Annotated in this window: 20 protein-coding genes; 18 read left to right on the plus strand and 2 right to left on the minus strand. The window is 37.7% G+C overall.

What is annotated here, in order from left to right; all coding sequences use genetic code 11:
* Positions 1 to 55 precede the first annotated feature (55 nt).
* The 3 genes from KBP50_RS08405 (at position 56) to KBP50_RS08415 (ending at position 1,787) form a co-directional block, all read left to right on the plus strand.
* Complete coding sequence (locus KBP50_RS08405; RefSeq protein ID WP_050352989.1) at positions 56 to 493, plus strand: peptidylprolyl isomerase; 438 nt, start codon at positions 56 to 58, stop codon at positions 491 to 493.
* A 143-nt stretch (positions 494 to 636) separates the two neighbouring features.
* Complete coding sequence (locus tag KBP50_RS08410) at positions 637 to 1,206, plus strand: M50 family metallopeptidase (RefSeq protein ID WP_050352988.1); 570 nt, start codon at positions 637 to 639, stop codon at positions 1,204 to 1,206.
* Positions 1,207 to 1,409: 203 nt separating this feature from the next.
* A complete protein-coding gene (locus KBP50_RS08415) occupies positions 1,410 to 1,787 on the plus strand; it encodes a GNAT family N-acetyltransferase (protein WP_050352987.1) in 378 nt (125 codons plus the stop codon).
* A 68-nt stretch (positions 1,788 to 1,855) separates the two neighbouring features.
* Here KBP50_RS08415 and KBP50_RS08420 read toward each other — a convergent pair whose 3' ends face one another.
* Entirely contained in the window at positions 1,856 to 1,945 is a 90-nt protein-coding gene (locus KBP50_RS08420) for a YjcZ family sporulation protein (RefSeq protein ID WP_021291215.1), read from the minus strand.
* 145 nt (positions 1,946 to 2,090) lie between these two features.
* Here KBP50_RS08420 and KBP50_RS08425 point away from each other — a divergent pair, with 145 nt between their 5' ends.
* From KBP50_RS08425 to KBP50_RS08490, 14 genes are all read left to right on the plus strand, one after another.
* Positions 2,091 to 2,825, plus strand: a complete 735-nt coding sequence (locus KBP50_RS08425) for a segregation/condensation protein A (protein WP_050352986.1) — start codon at positions 2,091 to 2,093, stop codon at positions 2,823 to 2,825.
* Positions 2,826 to 2,827: 2 nt separating this feature from the next.
* Positions 2,828 to 3,418 (plus strand): SMC-Scp complex subunit ScpB, encoded by a 591-nt coding sequence (gene scpB, locus KBP50_RS08430; RefSeq protein WP_050352985.1) that lies wholly within the window; start codon positions 2,828 to 2,830, stop codon positions 3,416 to 3,418.
* A 391-nt stretch (positions 3,419 to 3,809) separates the two neighbouring features.
* A complete protein-coding gene (locus KBP50_RS08435; protein WP_050352984.1) occupies positions 3,810 to 4,676 on the plus strand; it encodes a superoxide dismutase in 867 nt (288 codons plus the stop codon).
* A 253-nt stretch (positions 4,677 to 4,929) separates the two neighbouring features.
* Positions 4,930 to 6,039, plus strand: a complete 1,110-nt coding sequence (locus KBP50_RS08440; RefSeq protein ID WP_050352983.1) for a D-alanyl-D-alanine carboxypeptidase family protein — start codon at positions 4,930 to 4,932, stop codon at positions 6,037 to 6,039.
* Positions 6,033 to 6,620, plus strand: a complete 588-nt coding sequence (locus KBP50_RS08445; protein ID WP_050352982.1) for a nucleoside recognition domain-containing protein — start codon at positions 6,033 to 6,035, stop codon at positions 6,618 to 6,620. Before KBP50_RS08440 ends, KBP50_RS08445 begins: the two co-directional genes overlap by 7 nt.
* Before the next feature lie 15 nt (positions 6,621 to 6,635).
* Positions 6,636 to 7,151: a spore maturation protein gene (locus tag KBP50_RS08450; RefSeq protein WP_373688057.1), complete on the plus strand. Its 516-nt coding sequence runs from the start codon at positions 6,636 to 6,638 to the stop codon at positions 7,149 to 7,151.
* A 547-nt stretch (positions 7,152 to 7,698) separates the two neighbouring features.
* Positions 7,699 to 8,436 carry a pseudouridine synthase gene (locus KBP50_RS08455; protein ID WP_050353547.1) on the plus strand — a complete coding sequence of 246 codons (738 nt, stop codon included), beginning with the start codon at positions 7,699 to 7,701 and terminating at the stop codon, positions 8,434 to 8,436.
* A gap of 60 nt (positions 8,437 to 8,496) precedes the next feature.
* A complete protein-coding gene (resA, locus tag KBP50_RS08460; RefSeq protein WP_050353546.1) occupies positions 8,497 to 9,069 on the plus strand; it encodes a thiol-disulfide oxidoreductase ResA in 573 nt (190 codons plus the stop codon).
* A gap of 30 nt (positions 9,070 to 9,099) precedes the next feature.
* Positions 9,100 to 10,743 carry a cytochrome c biogenesis protein ResB gene (resB, locus tag KBP50_RS08465; protein ID WP_050352980.1) on the plus strand — a complete coding sequence of 548 codons (1,644 nt, stop codon included), beginning with the start codon at positions 9,100 to 9,102 and terminating at the stop codon, positions 10,741 to 10,743.
* A gap of 231 nt (positions 10,744 to 10,974) precedes the next feature.
* Positions 10,975 to 12,165, plus strand: a complete 1,191-nt coding sequence (ccsB, locus tag KBP50_RS08470; protein WP_050352979.1) for a c-type cytochrome biogenesis protein CcsB — start codon at positions 10,975 to 10,977, stop codon at positions 12,163 to 12,165.
* A 391-nt stretch (positions 12,166 to 12,556) separates the two neighbouring features.
* Positions 12,557 to 13,273 carry a response regulator transcription factor gene (locus KBP50_RS08475; RefSeq protein WP_050352978.1) on the plus strand — a complete coding sequence of 239 codons (717 nt, stop codon included), beginning with the start codon at positions 12,557 to 12,559 and terminating at the stop codon, positions 13,271 to 13,273.
* Complete coding sequence (locus KBP50_RS08480) at positions 13,273 to 15,054, plus strand: ATP-binding protein (RefSeq protein WP_050352977.1); 1,782 nt, start codon at positions 13,273 to 13,275, stop codon at positions 15,052 to 15,054. The genes KBP50_RS08475 and KBP50_RS08480 overlap by 1 nt, the downstream gene beginning before the upstream one ends.
* A 504-nt stretch (positions 15,055 to 15,558) precedes the next feature.
* On the plus strand, positions 15,559 to 15,993 hold the full coding sequence (locus KBP50_RS08485) for a DUF4430 domain-containing protein (protein WP_050352976.1): 435 nt from the start codon (positions 15,559 to 15,561) through the stop codon (positions 15,991 to 15,993).
* Between the two features lie 8 nt (positions 15,994 to 16,001).
* Positions 16,002 to 16,517: an ECF transporter S component gene (locus tag KBP50_RS08490; RefSeq protein ID WP_050352975.1), complete on the plus strand. Its 516-nt coding sequence runs from the start codon at positions 16,002 to 16,004 to the stop codon at positions 16,515 to 16,517.
* Between the two features lie 198 nt (positions 16,518 to 16,715).
* Here KBP50_RS08490 and KBP50_RS08495 read toward each other — a convergent pair whose 3' ends face one another.
* On the minus strand, positions 16,716 to 16,961 hold the full coding sequence (locus tag KBP50_RS08495; RefSeq protein WP_050352974.1) for a ferredoxin: 246 nt from the start codon (positions 16,959 to 16,961) through the stop codon (positions 16,716 to 16,718).
* A 311-nt stretch (positions 16,962 to 17,272) separates the two neighbouring features.
* On the opposite strand from KBP50_RS08495, the gene KBP50_RS08500 reads away from it, so the two are divergent.
* On the plus strand, positions 17,273 to 18,337 hold the full coding sequence (locus tag KBP50_RS08500) for a YpbB family protein (RefSeq protein ID WP_050352973.1): 1,065 nt from the start codon (positions 17,273 to 17,275) through the stop codon (positions 18,335 to 18,337).

Below are 18,337 nucleotides of genomic sequence, written 5' to 3' on the forward strand. Positions count from 1 at the left end.
TTAGCATTAAATGATAAAATGGACCTTAGTCCAGTTAGCAAAGGAGATTTATAGAATGGCAAAAAAAGGATATATTCTAATGGAAAACGATAATAGAATTGAATTTGATTTATATGAGGATGCTGCTCCAAACACGGTTGCAAATTTTGAAAAGCTAGCTAATGAAGGCTTTTATAATGGGTTAACTTTTCACCGCGTCATCCCGGGATTTGTCAGTCAGGGGGGCTGTCCAGTTGGTAACGGAACAGGATCAGCAGGATATACGATTAAATGTGAAACAGAAGGAAATCCGCATAAACATCAAGAAGGTTCCTTGTCTATGGCTCATGCTGGAAAAGATACAGGAAGTTGCCAATTTTTCATTGTACATGAACCACAACCTCATTTAAATGGTGTTCATACCGTATTTGGTCAAGTAACTACGGGAATGGAGTTTGCAACGTCGATGAAAAATGGAGACGTCATGAAGGAAGTCAAGGTTTATACTGCCTAACTATGTATTCTAATGTAAGGTTTTTGCTTTAAGAGTTTTATGGGTGGTACAATATTTCAAACGGAAGGTAACGGCGCCTGCATTCCCGATTCGTTCGGGTCGACAAGAAGTCGATCGCAGAGTGCTTGTCACGCAGAAAACGAATGTTTACTTTTTCAAGGAAGCCTGCGGTTATAGTCTTTTTTCTACTTCAAACCGCAGGGGATGGCCCCCAACTGAATGAAGCTTTACTTTATGCTGAGGTGGAAATGATGCATGCTTTTCTGCTGTTTTACCTCATAGTTTTTGTCGCTCCGATAAGTATATTATGCCATGAATTTGGGCATGCTGTAGCTGCATGGTTTTTTCGAGCAGAAAAGGTCTATATATCTATTGGCGCAGGGACTGTGAAAAAAATAATAAACGTGGGTAGATTTCACTTTACCATTGCCCCCTTATTTTTTGCAGGAGGTATGGCTACTAGTGTTCGTCAACCTGACTATACCAGACGGGAAAAGCTTCTTATAACTGCTGCTGGACCTTTGTTCAGTAGTCTAATAGCTATTATGTTTTGGGGAATTAGTCAGATTGCCTCTTCCTTTTTCATTCACCTGTTTATGTGGTTCAATCTTTGGATTGCGGTCGTTAATTTGATTCCTTTTCAGTGGAATGAAAAACAGACAGATGGACGAATCATTTTACAACTTCTGCTAAATAGCAACATTAAAAAATGAGTGATTTTGCTTGGTTTTGATAAAGTTTGTATAAGATCCATCTCGACTACATATTTGACAAAACAAAGGAAACATGCAAATATAATTATGAGCTTGCATTGTTGAATCTTATTTCATATACAGTTATCATGTTGTCCGCTTAAAACCAATAGCTTGTTTGTCTAAAGTATGTCGATAAGCTATTTTGTTAATGAGGGGTATTTATGTTAATTCGCTTTAAGAAAAATTTAGAAAAAATAGCCATGGGTTTGCTTTCTTTTATGCCTGAAGAAAAGGATGTTAAAAAATTACAGCAAACGATTAAAGAATATGAAACCAATTCTGATTGGCATTTGTATTTATGGAAGGAAGAAGATGATGTTCTAGGGGCGATTGGGATCCGGATTGAAAATGAAACTGATGCTATTATTCAGCATGTGTCCGTAAATCCATCACATCGTAATTTAGGCATCGGAAGGAAGATGGTTAGTGAAATCGATAAGCTTTATCGAAATAACTATTCTGTCTCTACGACGAAAGAAATTCAGGAGTTTTATCAAAAGTGTGATGAATCAACTGAATCCGAAAGCGACGATGAATAAAAAGCCAGCCTGGAGAGGCCGGCTTTTATTTTCGTGTGCTGCTTAACCATGTAAGAAGCTTCTTTATTTTAGAGCCATGCAGCACCAACAATAATCAATAGAATGAATAATACAACGATTAACGCGAATCCACCACCGTAACCATATCCACCACTCATAATGATATACCTCCTTTTTCTTCTTAGCCTAAATGTTGTTGAGTTATTTAACATTTATCTTACAGTACTAACGTATGTTAGAAGTTAAAATCGTGTATAGGCGTTTGTAATTAATACGATAAAATTGAGGAAAGGAGGAAATAAATTGCAAGCTTATCAGGTGAAGTTGGACGCCTTTGAAGGCCCGCTTGATTTATTACTCCATTTAATTAATCAATATGAAATTGATATTTACGATATACCGGTAGCGCAAATTACGGAGCAGTATATGCATTACATTCACACAATGAAACGGCTAGAGTTGAATATCGCTAGTGAATACTTAGTTATGGCAGCTACCTTAGTAGAAATAAAAAGTCAAATGCTGTTACCAAAACCTGAATTAAATGAAGAAACAGAGGAATATATAGAGGATCCTCGAGAAGATCTCATGCAACGCTTAATTGAGTATCGAAAATACAAAGAAGCCGCTATGCAATTAAAGTTGATAGAAAAAGAAGCAAATCAAATTTATACAAGAGAACCCGTGTCATTTGATGAAAGTATTACTCCACCCCCACAGGTGCTGCAAGGAGAGACATCTATTTATGACATGTTAGCAGCATTACGTAAAATGTTTGAACGTAAGAAATGGGATGCACCTTTAGAAACAAAAATTGAAAGGTCTGAAATCCCGATTGAACAAAGGATGGATGAAGTACTGCAGAAGGTAAAATTAGCTAAAGAAGGAATTTTGTTTGATCACTTATTTGCAGTGCCGTCACGCTCACATATCGTAGTAACATTTATCGCATTATTAGAGTTAATGAAAAAAAATCAAGTTTATTGTAAACAAGAAAAACAATTAACAGAATTATACGTGTTTAGCATGGGGGAATAAAGGTGGAAATAAATAAATTAAAAGCAATTGTGGAAGGTCTGCTATTTGCCTCTGGCAATGAAGGGATAACAGTGAAACAATTATCGGATGTTTTGGAAGTGACAGAAGCAACCGTGGAACTTGTCTTGGATGAACTGAAGCAGGAATATGAAAATACAGACCGGGGTATTCGAATCATGCAGGCACACGAAGTATTTCATTTGACTACTAGACCAGAGCATAGTTCATATTACAAAAAATTATTGGAAACGCCTCAGGCAACGAGAATGTCTCAGGCAGCGTTAGAGACACTTGCTATTATCGCTTATAACCAACCGATTACACGTACAGAAATTGAAGAAATTCGCGGGGTGAAAAGCGACCGTCCTGTACAAACACTTTTATCTCGACTTCTGATTGAAGAGGTAGGGAGGAAAGATACTGTTGGAAAACCGATTCTTTTTGCTACATCAAAAGAGTTTTTAACTTATTTTGGCTTAACATCTTTGGATGACTTACCTCCTTTACCAGATACAAATGATGAGGAATTGGAATCTGAAGCAGATTTATTTTTTGAACGCTTTAACGAGCAGTTAAGTGAAGACCCTTTATAAACGAGTTGGCTGTAAAATAGCCAGCTTTTTTAATTTATAGGAAACGATAAAATTAGGTGCTTGTGGATAACGAAATAACCGAATCGTCACGTTCGGCGCATGAGCCCAGCAACTATACGACTTTAGAAATGCGCCCTACGATAAGGCCTCATCGGTGCGTCGCTAAGAGGAAGACCGACGTCGCATACCCCTGTTTTGAGGCATGATTCCTTTATTTCACCTTATTTCCGTTGATTCATTCCATTCGCTACGATGCTAAACGGGCGCCCCGCACCATTGTTCATTGTCTTCAAATTCCTGGAATAAAGTGCAGCCAAATAATTAGCGCAGTAAATTTATCTCTACAATCACATACTGGGTACCTGGGCATATGCTACAAAGAGGTGATAACATGAGTCATTTTGAAAACGGATATGTCCAACAATTAATTCACTGGGGAGATGAGGTTAGAAATAAACTGGTGGAAGAGAGAGGGATAAACCAAGAACAGGTAATCGAGCAGTTGGAAAATTGGCAGCATAGGTTGAGAAATATACTTCATTCTAATCAACCCATTGCATATGAGCAGCTAATGGAACTACGAAATGAAGGCGAACAGTTCTTGGATGAATGGAGTCAAAATCGTAGCTCAAAGCAACCGATTGCTTACGGTAAGCGAAAGCTACCGCCTTTACCTTATGCGTATAATGCTTTAGAGCCTTATATAAGTGAAGAAATTATGCGTTTACATCATAACAAGCACCATCAATCATACGTAGATGGGTTAAACAAAGCGGAGAAAGCATTATACGGCAAGAATACAGATGATAAATATTTAAAGTATTGGTTGCGTGAACAAGCTTTTCATGGATCGGGCCATCAGTTACACACTATTTTTTGGTTTAATATGACCCCACGTTCAAGTAAACAGCCTCACGGAGAATTACGAACTAAAATGGAGCATGACTTTGGATCGTGGCAACGCTTTAAGACATTATTTACCAATACCGCTAATTCAGTTGAAGGGGATGGTTGGGCTGTTCTCTATTGGAATCCAAGAAGCGGTATGTTGGGAGTTCAGTCTTTTGAAAAACACCAGCTATTTCAAATAGCAGATATCATCCCATTACTTGTCCTGGACGTGTGGGAGCATGCTTATTATTTGCAGTATAAAACAGATAAAAAAGCCTATATCGATAATTGGTGGAATGTGGTTAATTGGCAAGATGTTAATGATCGCTACAAGCGTGCATCTCAGCTGCGATGGGACGGATATTAACAAACATGAAAATAGAAGAATTCCTCTTGGCAAGGACAGGAGCAACCATTCTGTCCTATTTTCCTGCGCCTTTCTAAATTGAAATTAGATGGAGAAATAAACGAAAAACGGGAACCAACTTCGTTTTACGATAGGCGCATAGGTAGGGCTATTAGTCATGAGCGTTCATGTTTTGTCTGCAAATTGTTTTTAGCATAACTTTATAGGACATGCATAGATTGTAAAGAGACCACGATTGGGAGGAACCAGGGTTATGCGATCTGTATTAGTTGCCATTTTTACAACAATCCTGTTGATGATTTTTTTTCCGATTAAAGGACAAGCCACTCCTCAAGTATCTGCTAATAATGCAGTTCTGATGGAACAAACAACAGGACGTGTGCTATTTGAAAAGCAGGCTTATTCGAAAGCTAACATTGCCAGTATTACTAAAATAATGACTGCTATTATTGCGATTGAATCCGGTAAAATGGCGGAAAAAGCAAAAGCGAGTCGCAAAGCAATCTATACAGAGGGATCATCCATTTATTTAGAGGAAGGGGAGGAAATGAAGGTAGAAGACCTTGTATATGGATTAATGTTGCGGTCAGGAAATGATGCAGCTGTAGCAATAAGTGAACATGTGGGAGGAAGTGAAGCAGGCTTTGTTTACTTGATGAATGAAAAAGCAAGGTGGCTCGGAATGAACGATACGCACTTTGCTAATCCACACGGACTTGATGAAGCAGGTCATTATTCAACCGCATATGACATGGCTGTCCTCATGCGTTACGCCATGGATAATCCTACTTTTCGAGATATAACTGGTGCTACATCTTATTTAGCAGAGAATCGTACATATTCATGGCAAAATAAAAACAAGCTGTTAACTAAATATTATAACCATTGTACTGGAGGAAAGACGGGCTACACTAAAAAAACAGGGAGAACGTTAGTTTCCACAGCTGCAAAAGATAATCTGGAATTAATCGCGGTTACGTTAGATGCTCCTGATGATTGGCGAGATCATATTGCCATGTTTGAATGGGGTTTTGAGCAGTATGAATTAGAAACATTGACGAAGCAAAAAACCATTTCTTATCGTCTAGATGAAAGTAATGAAGTGTATTCAGGATACTTAGAGAAAGAGGTGAAATATCCTTTAAGCCAACAGGAAAAGGATGATGTATCCAGTCAATTATTGATTAAAAAAGATTCTACCAAAGAGAAAAGGATTGGAAAAAATGTATTTTATTTAAATGGGAAACCAATTGCGGAAACAAATGTATTAAAAGAACAAATAAAGTCGGATGATAATACACCTTTCATGGAGAAAGTTTATCAATTATTTCAGCATATTTCCGGAGTTGATGTTTTATGGTAAATATCATTTGGGTATCTATGGCAGCAATTGGTATCATTTATGCAATGCTCAATGGAACAATGGATCAGGTTAATGAAGCTATTTTCTCCAGTGCAAGTGAAGCAGTTACTTTGTCGATTGGATTGATTAGTGTGCTCGTATTTTGGCTGGGCATTATGAAAGTCGCTGAAAAAGCAGGTATTCTAGCTGTTTTAGCAAAACTGTTTCGTCCACTTATTATAAAGCTGTTTCCGGAAATTCCCAAAGATCATCCAGCTATTGGGTATATTCTTTCTAATGTAACGGCAAACATATTTGGTTTGGGAAACGCAGCAACTCCAATGGGCATTAAGGCAATGGAGCAGATGAAACAGTTGAGTGGCAGTGAAACAGCGTCCAGGTCGATGATCACGTTTTTAGCTTTAAATACCTCAAGCTTAACGATTATTCCAACGACAGTAATCGCCATCCGTATGCAATATCAATCCGCATCACCTACTGAAATCGTTGGTGCAACCATACTGGCGACGCTTATATCAACAATTAGCGCAATTATTATTGATCGGATTTTTTATCATAGAAGTAAATGGGGGGCGTCATAAATGGAACTGGTAACCATGATTAGTGCTTGGCTGGTTCCTTGTTTTATTTTAATTGTTTTAGTCACGGCAACGATAAAAAAAGTCCCAGCATATGAGGTATTTGTGGAAGGAGGTAAGGAGGGAGTAAAAATGGCCTTTTCTTTGCTTCCTTTTTTAGTCGGCATGATTGTAGCAATTACGATATTACGCAGTTCTGGAGCGTTAGAGGCCTTTACTGATTTATTAGGTCCTATTTTGACAACGATTGGAGTTCCGCCTGATATTATCCCGCTTGCTTTAGTAAGACCAATATCCGGTACAGCTGCATTGGGAATGACAACGGAGTTAATCCATACATATGGACCGGATTCCTTCATCGGAAGGCTTGCGTCTGTCATGCAAGGTAGTACTGACACTACGCTCTATATTTTAACGATATATTTTGGAGCTATTGGAATTAAGAAAATGCGATATGCACTAAAAGTTGGCTTGTTGGCAGATCTAATGGGGATTATTGCTTCGATTGTAATTGTTTCGCTTTTATTTGGATAACCCTTTGACTTTATGAGAGTGCGAAAGTAGTTCCCTTTAAAAAGTCCTACGAAATGTAGGGCATTTTTTATTGTATGCGTTCTATTCGCTACGTTGCTAAACGGGCTCCCCGAGCCTTTGTTCCTTATAAACCTCTCTGACTGAACTTACCTGTCTAACGAATCGGGCATTGAAATTCCATTTTCCCCCATATGGAATTTTAGTATCGCCCTTCATTCTTGAGGTGGGTTTTTAACGGTACTTTTCATGCGGGATAAATGATAACGAATTTGGGTAATTGATAGTTATCTGTGACAGTACTAGTTGTTCAACATGTTTATACTTGATAAGATGGGTAGGTGATCGTTGACTAAAAAGGGGAAAATCAAGCATGCGTATACAGAATAAATGCGTAAGATTTGTTATCTATGTCATTTATCCGTATAGTATAATTGATATTCCAATGCAAAACAACAAAGCAAAGTGGCGGTTACATTCATTGTTTTCTGGCTACCGCTTAGGATAGAAGCTTTACGATATTTTGAACTATAAAGGTAATGGTGATAAAATGACAAACACGCATGAGAGACTACAAAAAGTAATTGCCCAAAGTGGCGTGACATCAAGGAGAAAAGCAGAGCAACTCATTTTAGATGGAAAAGTGAAAGTAAACCATAAGGTTGTTACAACCCTAGGGACCAAAGTCAAACCTGATGATACCATTGAAGTAGACGGTGTCCCGTTGGAAAAAGAAGCACCAGTTTATTATTTGTTGTACAAGCCACGTGGCGTTATTACTAGCTTAAAAGATGATAAAGGAAGAAAAGTAATTACCGATCTGCTTGGCGAAGTAGAAGAACGTGTCTTCCCAGTTGGAAGATTGGACTATGATACATCAGGTATACTCGTTATAACCAATGACGGAGAATTTGCTAATTTACTTATGCACCCACGTTACCAGGTAGATAAAGAGTATGTTGCTAAAATAAAAGGAATTCCGGAAAAAGCAGAGTTAGCACAACTTCGTAAAGGGGTTCGTTCAGAACAGGATATTTTAAAAGCAGTCCATTATCGCATCCTAGAAACGGATAAAAAGAAGAATCATACTATTTTGCAATTAACTTTAAGAGAAGGAAAGAACAGGCATGTACGTCGAATGATGGAGGCCCTTGGCTACCCGGTTTTGAAATTAAAACGTGAGAAATACGGCTTACTGACATTAGATGGTTTAAGACCGGGAGAATACCGCCCATTAACTCCAAAGGAAGTAAAACAAATGCGACAATTAGCAGAGCGAAATTGTTGAATAATAGTCAAAATTTCCATTCTTCCAAAATGATATAATGGCTCTGGGAGTTGATTCATGATGAGTTTAGAAGAAATGAAAAGGAAAAAAAAGAATAAAAAACGAAATCGCTTTATATTTCGGTCATTGATTTTACTTGTATTGGTTGGGGCAGTTGTATTTGCAGTCGTACAAAACCTACAGGATGATAAGATTATCTATGATGTTGGAGACGATGCTCCTGATTTTCAACTGGAGCAAATTAATAAATACAATGATCGGGAAACGGTTCGTTTAAGTGATCTAGAAGGAAAAGGGGTAATGCTTAACTTCTGGGGAACTTGGTGCAAACCATGTGAAGAAGAGATGCCTTATATGCAAAAATTGTATCCTAAATATAAAGAAAAAGGGGTAGAAATTGTTGCTGTTAGTCTAGACTCTACAGAACTAGTTGTAGACCGTTTCATTGATAAGTATGACTTGACTTTCCCGATCCCTCATGATAGAGATAGTCAAGTTAGAGATTTGTATAAAGTTGGCCCTATTCCAAGTACAGTATTTATCGATCCGCAAGGTAAAATTGTGGAGGTAGTAAATGGAGCATTAAGCTTAGAACGATTAGATGGTTATCTGCAAAAGATATCACCACAGTAAATGTCTTTTTGTAATGGGAAGGGGTATGAAATGAAGAAAATTAAATGTGAATGCGGCCATGTGAACCCAGAAGGTACCGTACTTTGTGAATCGTGTGGGAAACCAATTGAAGAAAACCAGCATATTGATGGGAATGATAAGAAGAAGCTTTTAAATATGCGGTATGACGGTACTGCTCGGCGCTCGCAAACGTATAATAAGTCGATTGTCGATAAGATTTGGAGCTTTTTCTCCTCTGTTAAAGTAGGGGTTTGGCTCATCGTCATTGCTCTTATTGCTTCTGCTATTGGATCAATCTTCCCGCAGGAACAATACATACCAGCAGATGCAGTTTCCAGAGATCCAGCTATTTTTTACGAAGAGCGTTACGGAATTTTGGGACAAATATTCTATCAATTAGGTTTTCATAACTTATACAGTTCTTGGTGGTATATGATTTTAATTGCTTTAATTGGTATATCACTAGTAATTTGCAGTCTAGATCGCTTCGTTCCCTTATTTCGCGCGTTACGCAAGCAAAAAGCAAAACGACATGCAACCTTTTTGCAAAGGCAAAGATTGTTTAGTAAAACAGAGCATGTTAGTGACGAAGATATGGAAACTGTAAAACAAAGATTAGAGAAGCAAAGATATAATATAACCGAAGAAGATGGGCATATCCTTGCTGAAAAGGGCAGATTTTCAAGGTGGGGGCCATATGTCAATCATATTGGATTAATTATTATTTTGCTTGCCGCCCTTTTAAGACAAACCTCTGTTTTTTACATGGAGGAGTACGTCTGGATACGTGAAGGAGAGAAGCAAGTTCTCCCTGGAACGAATCAGCAGTATTACATTGAGAATAAAGATTTTATTTTAGAAAATTATGATCCTGAAGATGAAAAATTTAAAGATGCCTTAGCGAAGGAAGGGGTACCAGTAGCTAGCAATTATCAAACAAATGCTGTTATTTATAAAGCAATGGAACCTGAAGTGACTGGTGCCGAACCTGAGTTGAAAAAGATAGAGGAAGGGAGTATTCGGTTAAACGAACCAATTAAATTTGACAATTATGTAGTTTATCAGCGAGGTTATCAGCAAAATGAATTTTCCAGTATGTCATTTAAAATTCATGAAACCGATGATGCCGATGAACAATCACTGGGGGAATTTACAATTGATTTTACTTCACCTAAGTCCGAATATGAGTTAGAAAGTGGATTTAAAGTAGAAATTAATAACTATTATCCTGATTATTACTTGGATGATAAGGGGGAACCAGCTTCAGAGACGGATTATCCAAGAAATCCAGCGTTTGTGATGATGGTTTACCCACCTGATGGAAGTGAACCAGAAATTAGCTTTTTAGGGATTGGCAAGAATATCGACGCGACTGGCGAAAACGATTATAAAGTAGGTATTACAAACTTTGAGATGCGTGATGTTAGTGGATTAAGTGTGCGTCGGGATTATTCACTGCCATACTTTATTGTCGGCGCTATCATCTTTATGATTGGTGTTATTCAGGGGATGTACTGGCACCATCGCAGAATCTGGATCCGCCCTCAAGACGGTGGGATTTTGTTAGCTGCCCATACGAATAAAAACTGGCATGGTGTTAAACGTGATATTGAAAAAATGATTGACGGGACAAATATTCAGATGGTAACGGATCAGCAAGAATTGGATAAATAGATAGTTGTGGCATATCCGCATGTAAGGGACAGTAGAGAGACTCCTATTTGAGGGAGCCTGAAGTAGAACAAAGAGGGCGAAGTAGGAAAGAACGGCATGCAGATGCCCGTTTTGGCGTGTATGTTGTAGGTCGTAGGAGGCGCGATAACGTGACGTCTGCGATTTTGGCTCAATCAGTGGGGGAGAAAGAACTCCCACTGATTGAAGTTTCAGTTCATTAGGAGGGGTTTCATGAATAACTTAATCGAATTAAGTAGTACGCTTTTATATACTGCATTTTTACTTTACTTAGTTGCAACTTTATTTTTTTCGTTTACAATTGGAAGTAAGAGAAAGTCTGATGGGAAAGCTGCTAAAATAGGAATTACGTTAACCATCATCGGTTTTATCACCCAATTAGGGTATTTTATTACCAGGTGGATGGGAAGTGGGCATGCTCCTGTCAGTAATTTGTTTGAATATATGACTTTCTTTGGAATGGCAACGGTACTAGGATTTATTATCTTGTATTTTATTTATAAAGTGACCATATTAGGTCTTTTTGCATTACCAGTTGCCTTAATTATTATTGCGTATGCCAGCATGTTTCCAACGGAAGTAGCTCCTTTAGTTCCATCACTGCAAAGTCACTGGTTATACATTCATGTTACTACCGTATCTTTATCGCAAGGAATTTTAACCATTAGCTTTGTGGCAGGATTAATTTATTTAATTCGCCAAATTGACCAAACAAAAACGACCAAACGGACTACTTGGCTGGAGATTACATTGTATTCATTAATTCTCTTTGTCGGATTTATTCTAGCAACAACGCTATTTAATGTCATGAATTATCAAGCCGTGTTTGAGTATCCTAATAATGCCAGAGAAGGAATAGTAGAAACGGAATATCACATGCCGCCAATTGCTGCGCCAACGGACGGAACGTTATTAACGGAAGATGTAATGCAACCATGGTTTGAAATACCTGAATGGATGCATGGTGCAGATGCAGGACGAAAATTTAATACATTACTATGGTCGATCATTTTTGGAACAGGTCTTTACCTCCTATTAAGACTTGTATTTCGAAAAAGACTTGGTGCTACGATTCAGCCATTGCTTCAGAAAACAAGACCAGATTTGTTGGATGAAATTACATATCGCTCTGTAGCGATCGGTTTTCCTTTATTTACGTTAGGTGGTCTTATTTTTGCCTCTATTTGGGCAGAAGAAGCTTGGGGAAGATTTTGGGGCTGGGACCCGAAAGAAGTATGGGCTTTGATTACATGGTTTTTCTATGCAGCCTTCTTACATTTACGCCTTTCGAGAGGGTGGCACGGAGAAAAATCTGCCTGGCTTGCTGCTATAGGTTTTGCGATAATCATGTTTAATTTAATTGTTGTAAACCTTGTATTGGCAGGTTTACACTCATATGCTTAGTCTTTGAAAATCGCAAGGCATCATTATAGTTTATAGTGGTGTCTTTTCTTTTATCCTGTATATAACGTGCTGTAAGACCCCCGCTTCAGGAGTTAAATATCCGTACAGCAGCAAGTCTAAGGGGGAGATAACAGCACCTAAATGCCTTATTTCGTATGAGAGGCCTTTAGGTCATGCCATTACGGTACTAACAAGCTGGGGAAGAAGAATGAAAATCCCACTGATGGAAGATTCACTTTATGCGGGAAAAGGTTTTTTAATGGAGTAGTGACATCTATGCTAGACAAATTGTAAATGGTCTATCCTTTCAATATCTAAGTTTTCTTTATACATTTTATAAAACTTAGTTTATACTCTTAATAGGCAGGTTAGGTTACAAGGGGGAACGAATATGGATAAAGAGTCAAAAGTATTAGTGGTGGACGATGAAGAAAGAATTCGCAGACTAATACGTATGTATATGGAACGAGATGGTTTTCTCGTTGAAGAAGCTGAAAATGGAAGAGAAGCATTAACACTTGCCTTGGAAAATCACTACGATGTGATTCTACTGGACATCATGATGCCGGAGATGGATGGTGTGGAGGTTTGCCAAGAACTGCGAAAAGAAAAAGATACGCCGGTTATTATGCTAACAGCAAAAGGCGAAGAAGCTAACCGTGTACAAGGCTTTGAAATCGGAGCCGATGATTATATTGTGAAGCCTTTTAGTCCTCGAGAGGTCGTTTTGCGTGTAAAGGCTTTACTTCGTCGCGTATCCAGTGCTACATTTCAGGAAACGGATACGACAGCGAAAAATGTGTTGGTTTTTCCTCACTTAACCATTGATCATGACGCACATCGTGTAACTGCTGATGGGGAAGAAGTGAGCTTAACACCAAAGGAATATGAGTTATTATGCTTTTTAGCTAAATCTCCGGATAAAGTATTTAATCGTGAGCATTTATTAAAAGAAGTATGGCAATACGAATTTTTTGGAGATTTACGGACAGTTGACACCCATGTTAAAAGACTTCGTGAAAAATTGAACCAAGTATCTCAGGAAGCAGCAAAAATGATTGTGACGGTATGGGGTGTTGGTTATAAGTTTGAGGTGGATGAAGACTGATGTTTTGGCGAAGTGTAGTTGGTAAACTAGCAATAACCATTCTATTGCTAGTTTCTTTCGTGTTATTTATTTTAACTATTTTGCTTTTACAGTTTTTTGAAGATTTCCATATTCAGGAAGCGGAGCAGGATATGTTACAAACTGCTGAAAAAGTATCGATGCTCGTTAATACACATGCTGATGCACATGACGAAAAAAAACTAATTGAAGAAACAACCGAGAGCGTAAAAGACCCAGCTAGTCGAGTAGCGATTGTTTCTGGCAATGGGGACTTATGGGTTTCTGACAGTGAAGATGAGCAATTATCCAAGTTGAAAATAGATTGGTTGGAGCAAGAGGGGCTTTCATCTGTGCTCACCAATAATGTTCAAGTTCAAAAACAAATGAGGTTACCAGGCAGCGAACGAGAAGCGATGATTGTTGGAGTGCCAATGAAGCACCAAGATGGAGCTATTTATGTCTATCAATCATTAAATGTTATTGACAAAACGAAAGCAGAAACAACTAAAATTATTTTTCTCGCAGCTGGAATTGCGATTGTGTTAACAACTATTTTTGCATTTTTCTTGTCCACGAGGATTACCTCTCCACTTATTAAAATGAGAGAGGCTGCTTTCGATTTGGCCAGAGGGGAATTTAACACAAAAGTTCCTATTTTGACGCATGATGAAATAGGAGAGTTAGCGCTAGCCTTTAATCGTATGGGAAGACAGTTAAAGTTCCATTTAAATGCACTAAGACAAGAAAAGGAACAGCTATCCAGTATTGTCAGTTCTATGGCTGATGGGGTTATTACATTAAACCGTTCAGGTGATATGATTGTAACGAATGCTCCAGCAGATCGCTTTATTGAAGATTGGTATTATGAAAATAATCTCCCTTATCGTGCAGATGAAAGACAATTGCCATCTGAATTAAAAACAATTTTACAAGAAGTCATCGATGGGGAAACAGAAGCCATGCACGAACTTAGTTTACAAGGAAGAAATTGGGTTATGGTTATGACTCCATTATACGATCAATCCTATGTTCGCGGTGCTGTAGCTGTAATAAGAGATATGACAGAAGAAAGACGAATGGACAAGTTACGGGAAGATTTTATTGCCAATGTATCTCATGAGTTGCGTACTCCAATTTCCATGCTTCAAGGCTATAGTGAAGCAATTGTCGATGATATTGCAGAATCAAAAGCAGAAAAAAATGAATTAGCACAAATCATTCATGAAGAATCACTGCGAATGGGTCGATTAGTTAATGAACTATTGGACTTAGCACGGATGGAAGCTGGTCATATTCATTTGCGTAGAGAAGAAGTCAAGGTTGGACCTTATGTCGAAAGAATTCACAAGAAATTTCAAGGGCTTGCCAACGATAATAATATCTCGTTACATCTAGATAAAACCATTTTAGAACCTACTGCAACATTCGATCCAGACCGCATAGAGCAAGTCTTTACGAATCTGATCGATAATGCAATCCGACACACGAGTAAGGATGGTTATGTAAATATTAAAGTAACGAATGATAACGAAGCATTTTATGTGGAAATTCAAGATAGCGGAAGTGGTATTCCGGAAGAAGATCTGCCATTTGTATTTGAGCGTTTTTATAAAGCTGATAAATCAAGAACGAGAGATAAGCAGAAAAAAGGGACTGGTTTAGGGTTGGCCATCGCCAAGAATATTATTGATGCGCACCAAGGGACGATCAATGTCAATAGTAAGCTCAACCAGGGGACAGCATTTAATTTTCGCATACCGAAACAATGGGAAGAAAAGTAGGCTGCAATTGTAATTTAAACAATAGTTTATCCTATTTAAGGACAGTAGTGTTTGCTTTCCAAGACAGAGGCATGGGAGGATAACGAAATTTCTCTTTAAAAGTGCTTCCATGTTATCCCGCATATAAGGCGTTGTAAGACTCCGACTTCCGGAGTAGGATAATCTGTACTGCAACAAGTCTAAGTGGGAGATAACAGCACCTAAATGCCCTATTCGTAATCGATCTTTAGGTTATACCATTACGGTACTAATAATGAGTGGGGAATGAATGAAAACCACTTACTTATTGAAAATTTACTTTATGATATGATAAAGTAAAATTGCTTGAGTAGGAGTTTTCTTTTATCTCCTGCTACAGAAGTAGAATAACTTAGATCGCAGGCATCATGTTGCAACGCCTCCTATAATCGACATATACTTAGATTTTGTTTTAAGCATTTAAAGTATTATAGCATATTACAAGAGATAAAAACGTAATAAATGAAATCAGAAAGGATGTATAATATGAAACAATGGTTATTTCGCTTCGGGGCATTTTTCATCGCCATTGCGCTCTTAGCAGGATGCGGAACCGATGAAGCTGGCAATACGGATACAAAAAACAATCAACCTTCTGAAAATCAAGAAGCACAAGAAGAACAAGCCGATGAAACGGTATTGATCACAATATCGAAGGACGATGGAGCCGAATATTTACATGAAAAGGAAATCCCGATTGAAGAAGGCGCTATTTTAATGGAGGTAATGGAAGAAAATTTTTACATTGAAACAGAACAAAACGGAGAATTTATTACTTCTATTGAACGCTTGTCTGCAAAGGATGGAGAGAAAAAAGGCTGGATTTATACGGTGAATGGCGAGATGCCAAATGTTGGCGCTGCTGAATATAAATTAAAGCCGGGTGACAAAGTAGTTTTTGATTTCCAGGCTTGGGAATGACCTTGTGAATGAATACGTATAAACTGACTCTAATTGCGATACTAGCTGCACTTGCCGTTATAGGAAGATATTGGTTTGCATTTCTTCCTAATGTGCAGCCAGTTACAGCAATCATCATTATTGCTGGTGTGATATTAGGACCAGTTAGTGCATTATTATTAACGGTAATTGTTGTTCTTGTTTCCAATATGCTACTTGGAATGGGGATTTGGACGATATGGCAGATGATTTCATGGGGAATGATTGGAGCCATCAGTGGTTGGATTGGGAAAATATTTCCACGTACTCCATTTCTGTTTTTGGTTATATTTTCTATTTTTACGGGTTATTTTTATGGGTTTATCATTTCATTAACGACTTACCAAATAACCGGTTCATTTTGGCCTTATTACATAAGCGGTTTACCATTTGATACGAATCATGCGATCGGTAATGCCGTGTTTATGCTTATGTTTTACCCGCTAATTACATACTTAATAAAGAAATATGCTTCGTACCGTTTTCCTATTAATAATAACGACTGATACGTTTACAGCTTGCAAAGAGTCCCAGCGATTTTTGCAAGCTTTTTTGTTAGATACAGTTCGGTTAAGGGCGTTCAGTAAGGAATAAGCTGCATAGAAACGAGCAACATTTTAAAGTAAAACTAACCAATTAACTAATTAGCTTGCTTGCATCTATGTAAAAGCTCAGAAGATTTTTACAATCATGTTCCATTGACTTTATTTAACATTCTCTGACTGATGAAACGGTTGTTTGGAAATTTGGACAGAACCGGTTGGACATTCTTCATAAGCAGCTAGCATTGCATCGACGGATGTATCCTTAATTGGTGTAATGCCTTGATTATGATCTTTAACAAAAAAAGCAATACATTCATCGTCATAATCATATAGGTCTGGGGCTGCTATACCACAAGCTCCACAAGCAATACATGTTTCTCTATCAATTTTTGTATAATAACACATTTACAGAACTCCTTTGTAGTATGTGGCTGTAGTTTCTTCAAGCAATGCGCAAATATCAGTCGATTTAGTAACGTATATTACTGACAGTTGTACATCTTTTAGTTTATACTTGAGAAAATAAAAATTCAATGCTGTAATAGTTGGTAAATGCTATAATATAGTAAACTTTATTTTATAGAAGTTTTTGGCCTGCCTGTTAGAAGCAATATTTCCTGAGAGACTTCGTATATGCTATGAACCGCGAGTAATACGCTTTGATCATCTTTAATTAGGCAGGCAGTATGATTTGCAATGAATGGGGATGAGATGGAGTGATTTTAGAAGGAGTTATCTTAAGCTGTATACATGGGTTACAAGGTGAAAGATCGATTTCAGCAACCTATCATGTTATATCAGGTAGGAAATCGATTCAAACGGTACAGGATATCCATATGTATGACTTAAAACAATTTTATTCTATTTACCCCAAGCTTTCAAAATCTTATTTTCATAAAGTAAGTAATGCCTTAAAAAAAGACCAACTGATTCAAGCAGCAAATTCTAATGAAGAATCTTACCTGATAACACCTGATGGCATGAAGTGGTTAGACGATTACAAGACAGAATTTCCTCTTTCCTATTTCTTTGGTTTACAATATGGGTATAGCAGTATTGTGTTTTGGGAGCGATTAAAATTGCTTATTCAAACAGTTACAAATGTACATATGAATCAATTCCAATTCATTCCTGTAGTTGAAAATCAAGCAATCGAAAAATGGGTAAAGAAAGCTTACCAGCGAATAAAAATGGATACCTCAGCCTTTTTAATTCAATTACATACTGAATTACAACGATTATTACAAACGTTTCCTGCTCTAATGGCAGAAATTTTTGTCGATCGCCTAACAAGCTATGATAATTATGGGAAGAGTATCCATCAGCTGGCAAATAGTTATTTTCTTACAATGATTGATGTTGAGCTAACGATAACCGCTTGCTTGCACCGCATGATCGATATCATAAATCAAAATAAGCATGCCTATCCGGTTTTAAATGGAATAATACCAGAAGCCGAAACCCCTCATGTGACTGCATCTGCATTAACAACATACCATCTGTTGCGTGACGGTCTTACTGTGGAAGCAATTGCTGATTATAGAAAGTTAAGAATGAATACAATTTACGATCATTTGGTTGAAATTGCATTATATGATTCACAGTTTCCAATTGATGCTTATGTGCCCCGGTCGGATCAAAAGATCATTATCCGTGCTTTTAACGAAGTGAACACATATAAGCTCAAGCTAATAAAAGAAAAAGTACCAGAGCATATTTCCTATTTTCACATTCGCCTAGTTTTAACGATGTTAACAAATACGCAGAAAGTAGGCGGTTAA

Source organism: Virgibacillus pantothenticus, assembly GCF_018075365.1.
Taxonomy (GTDB): Bacteria; Bacillota; Bacilli; order Bacillales; family Amphibacillaceae; genus Virgibacillus; species Virgibacillus pantothenticus.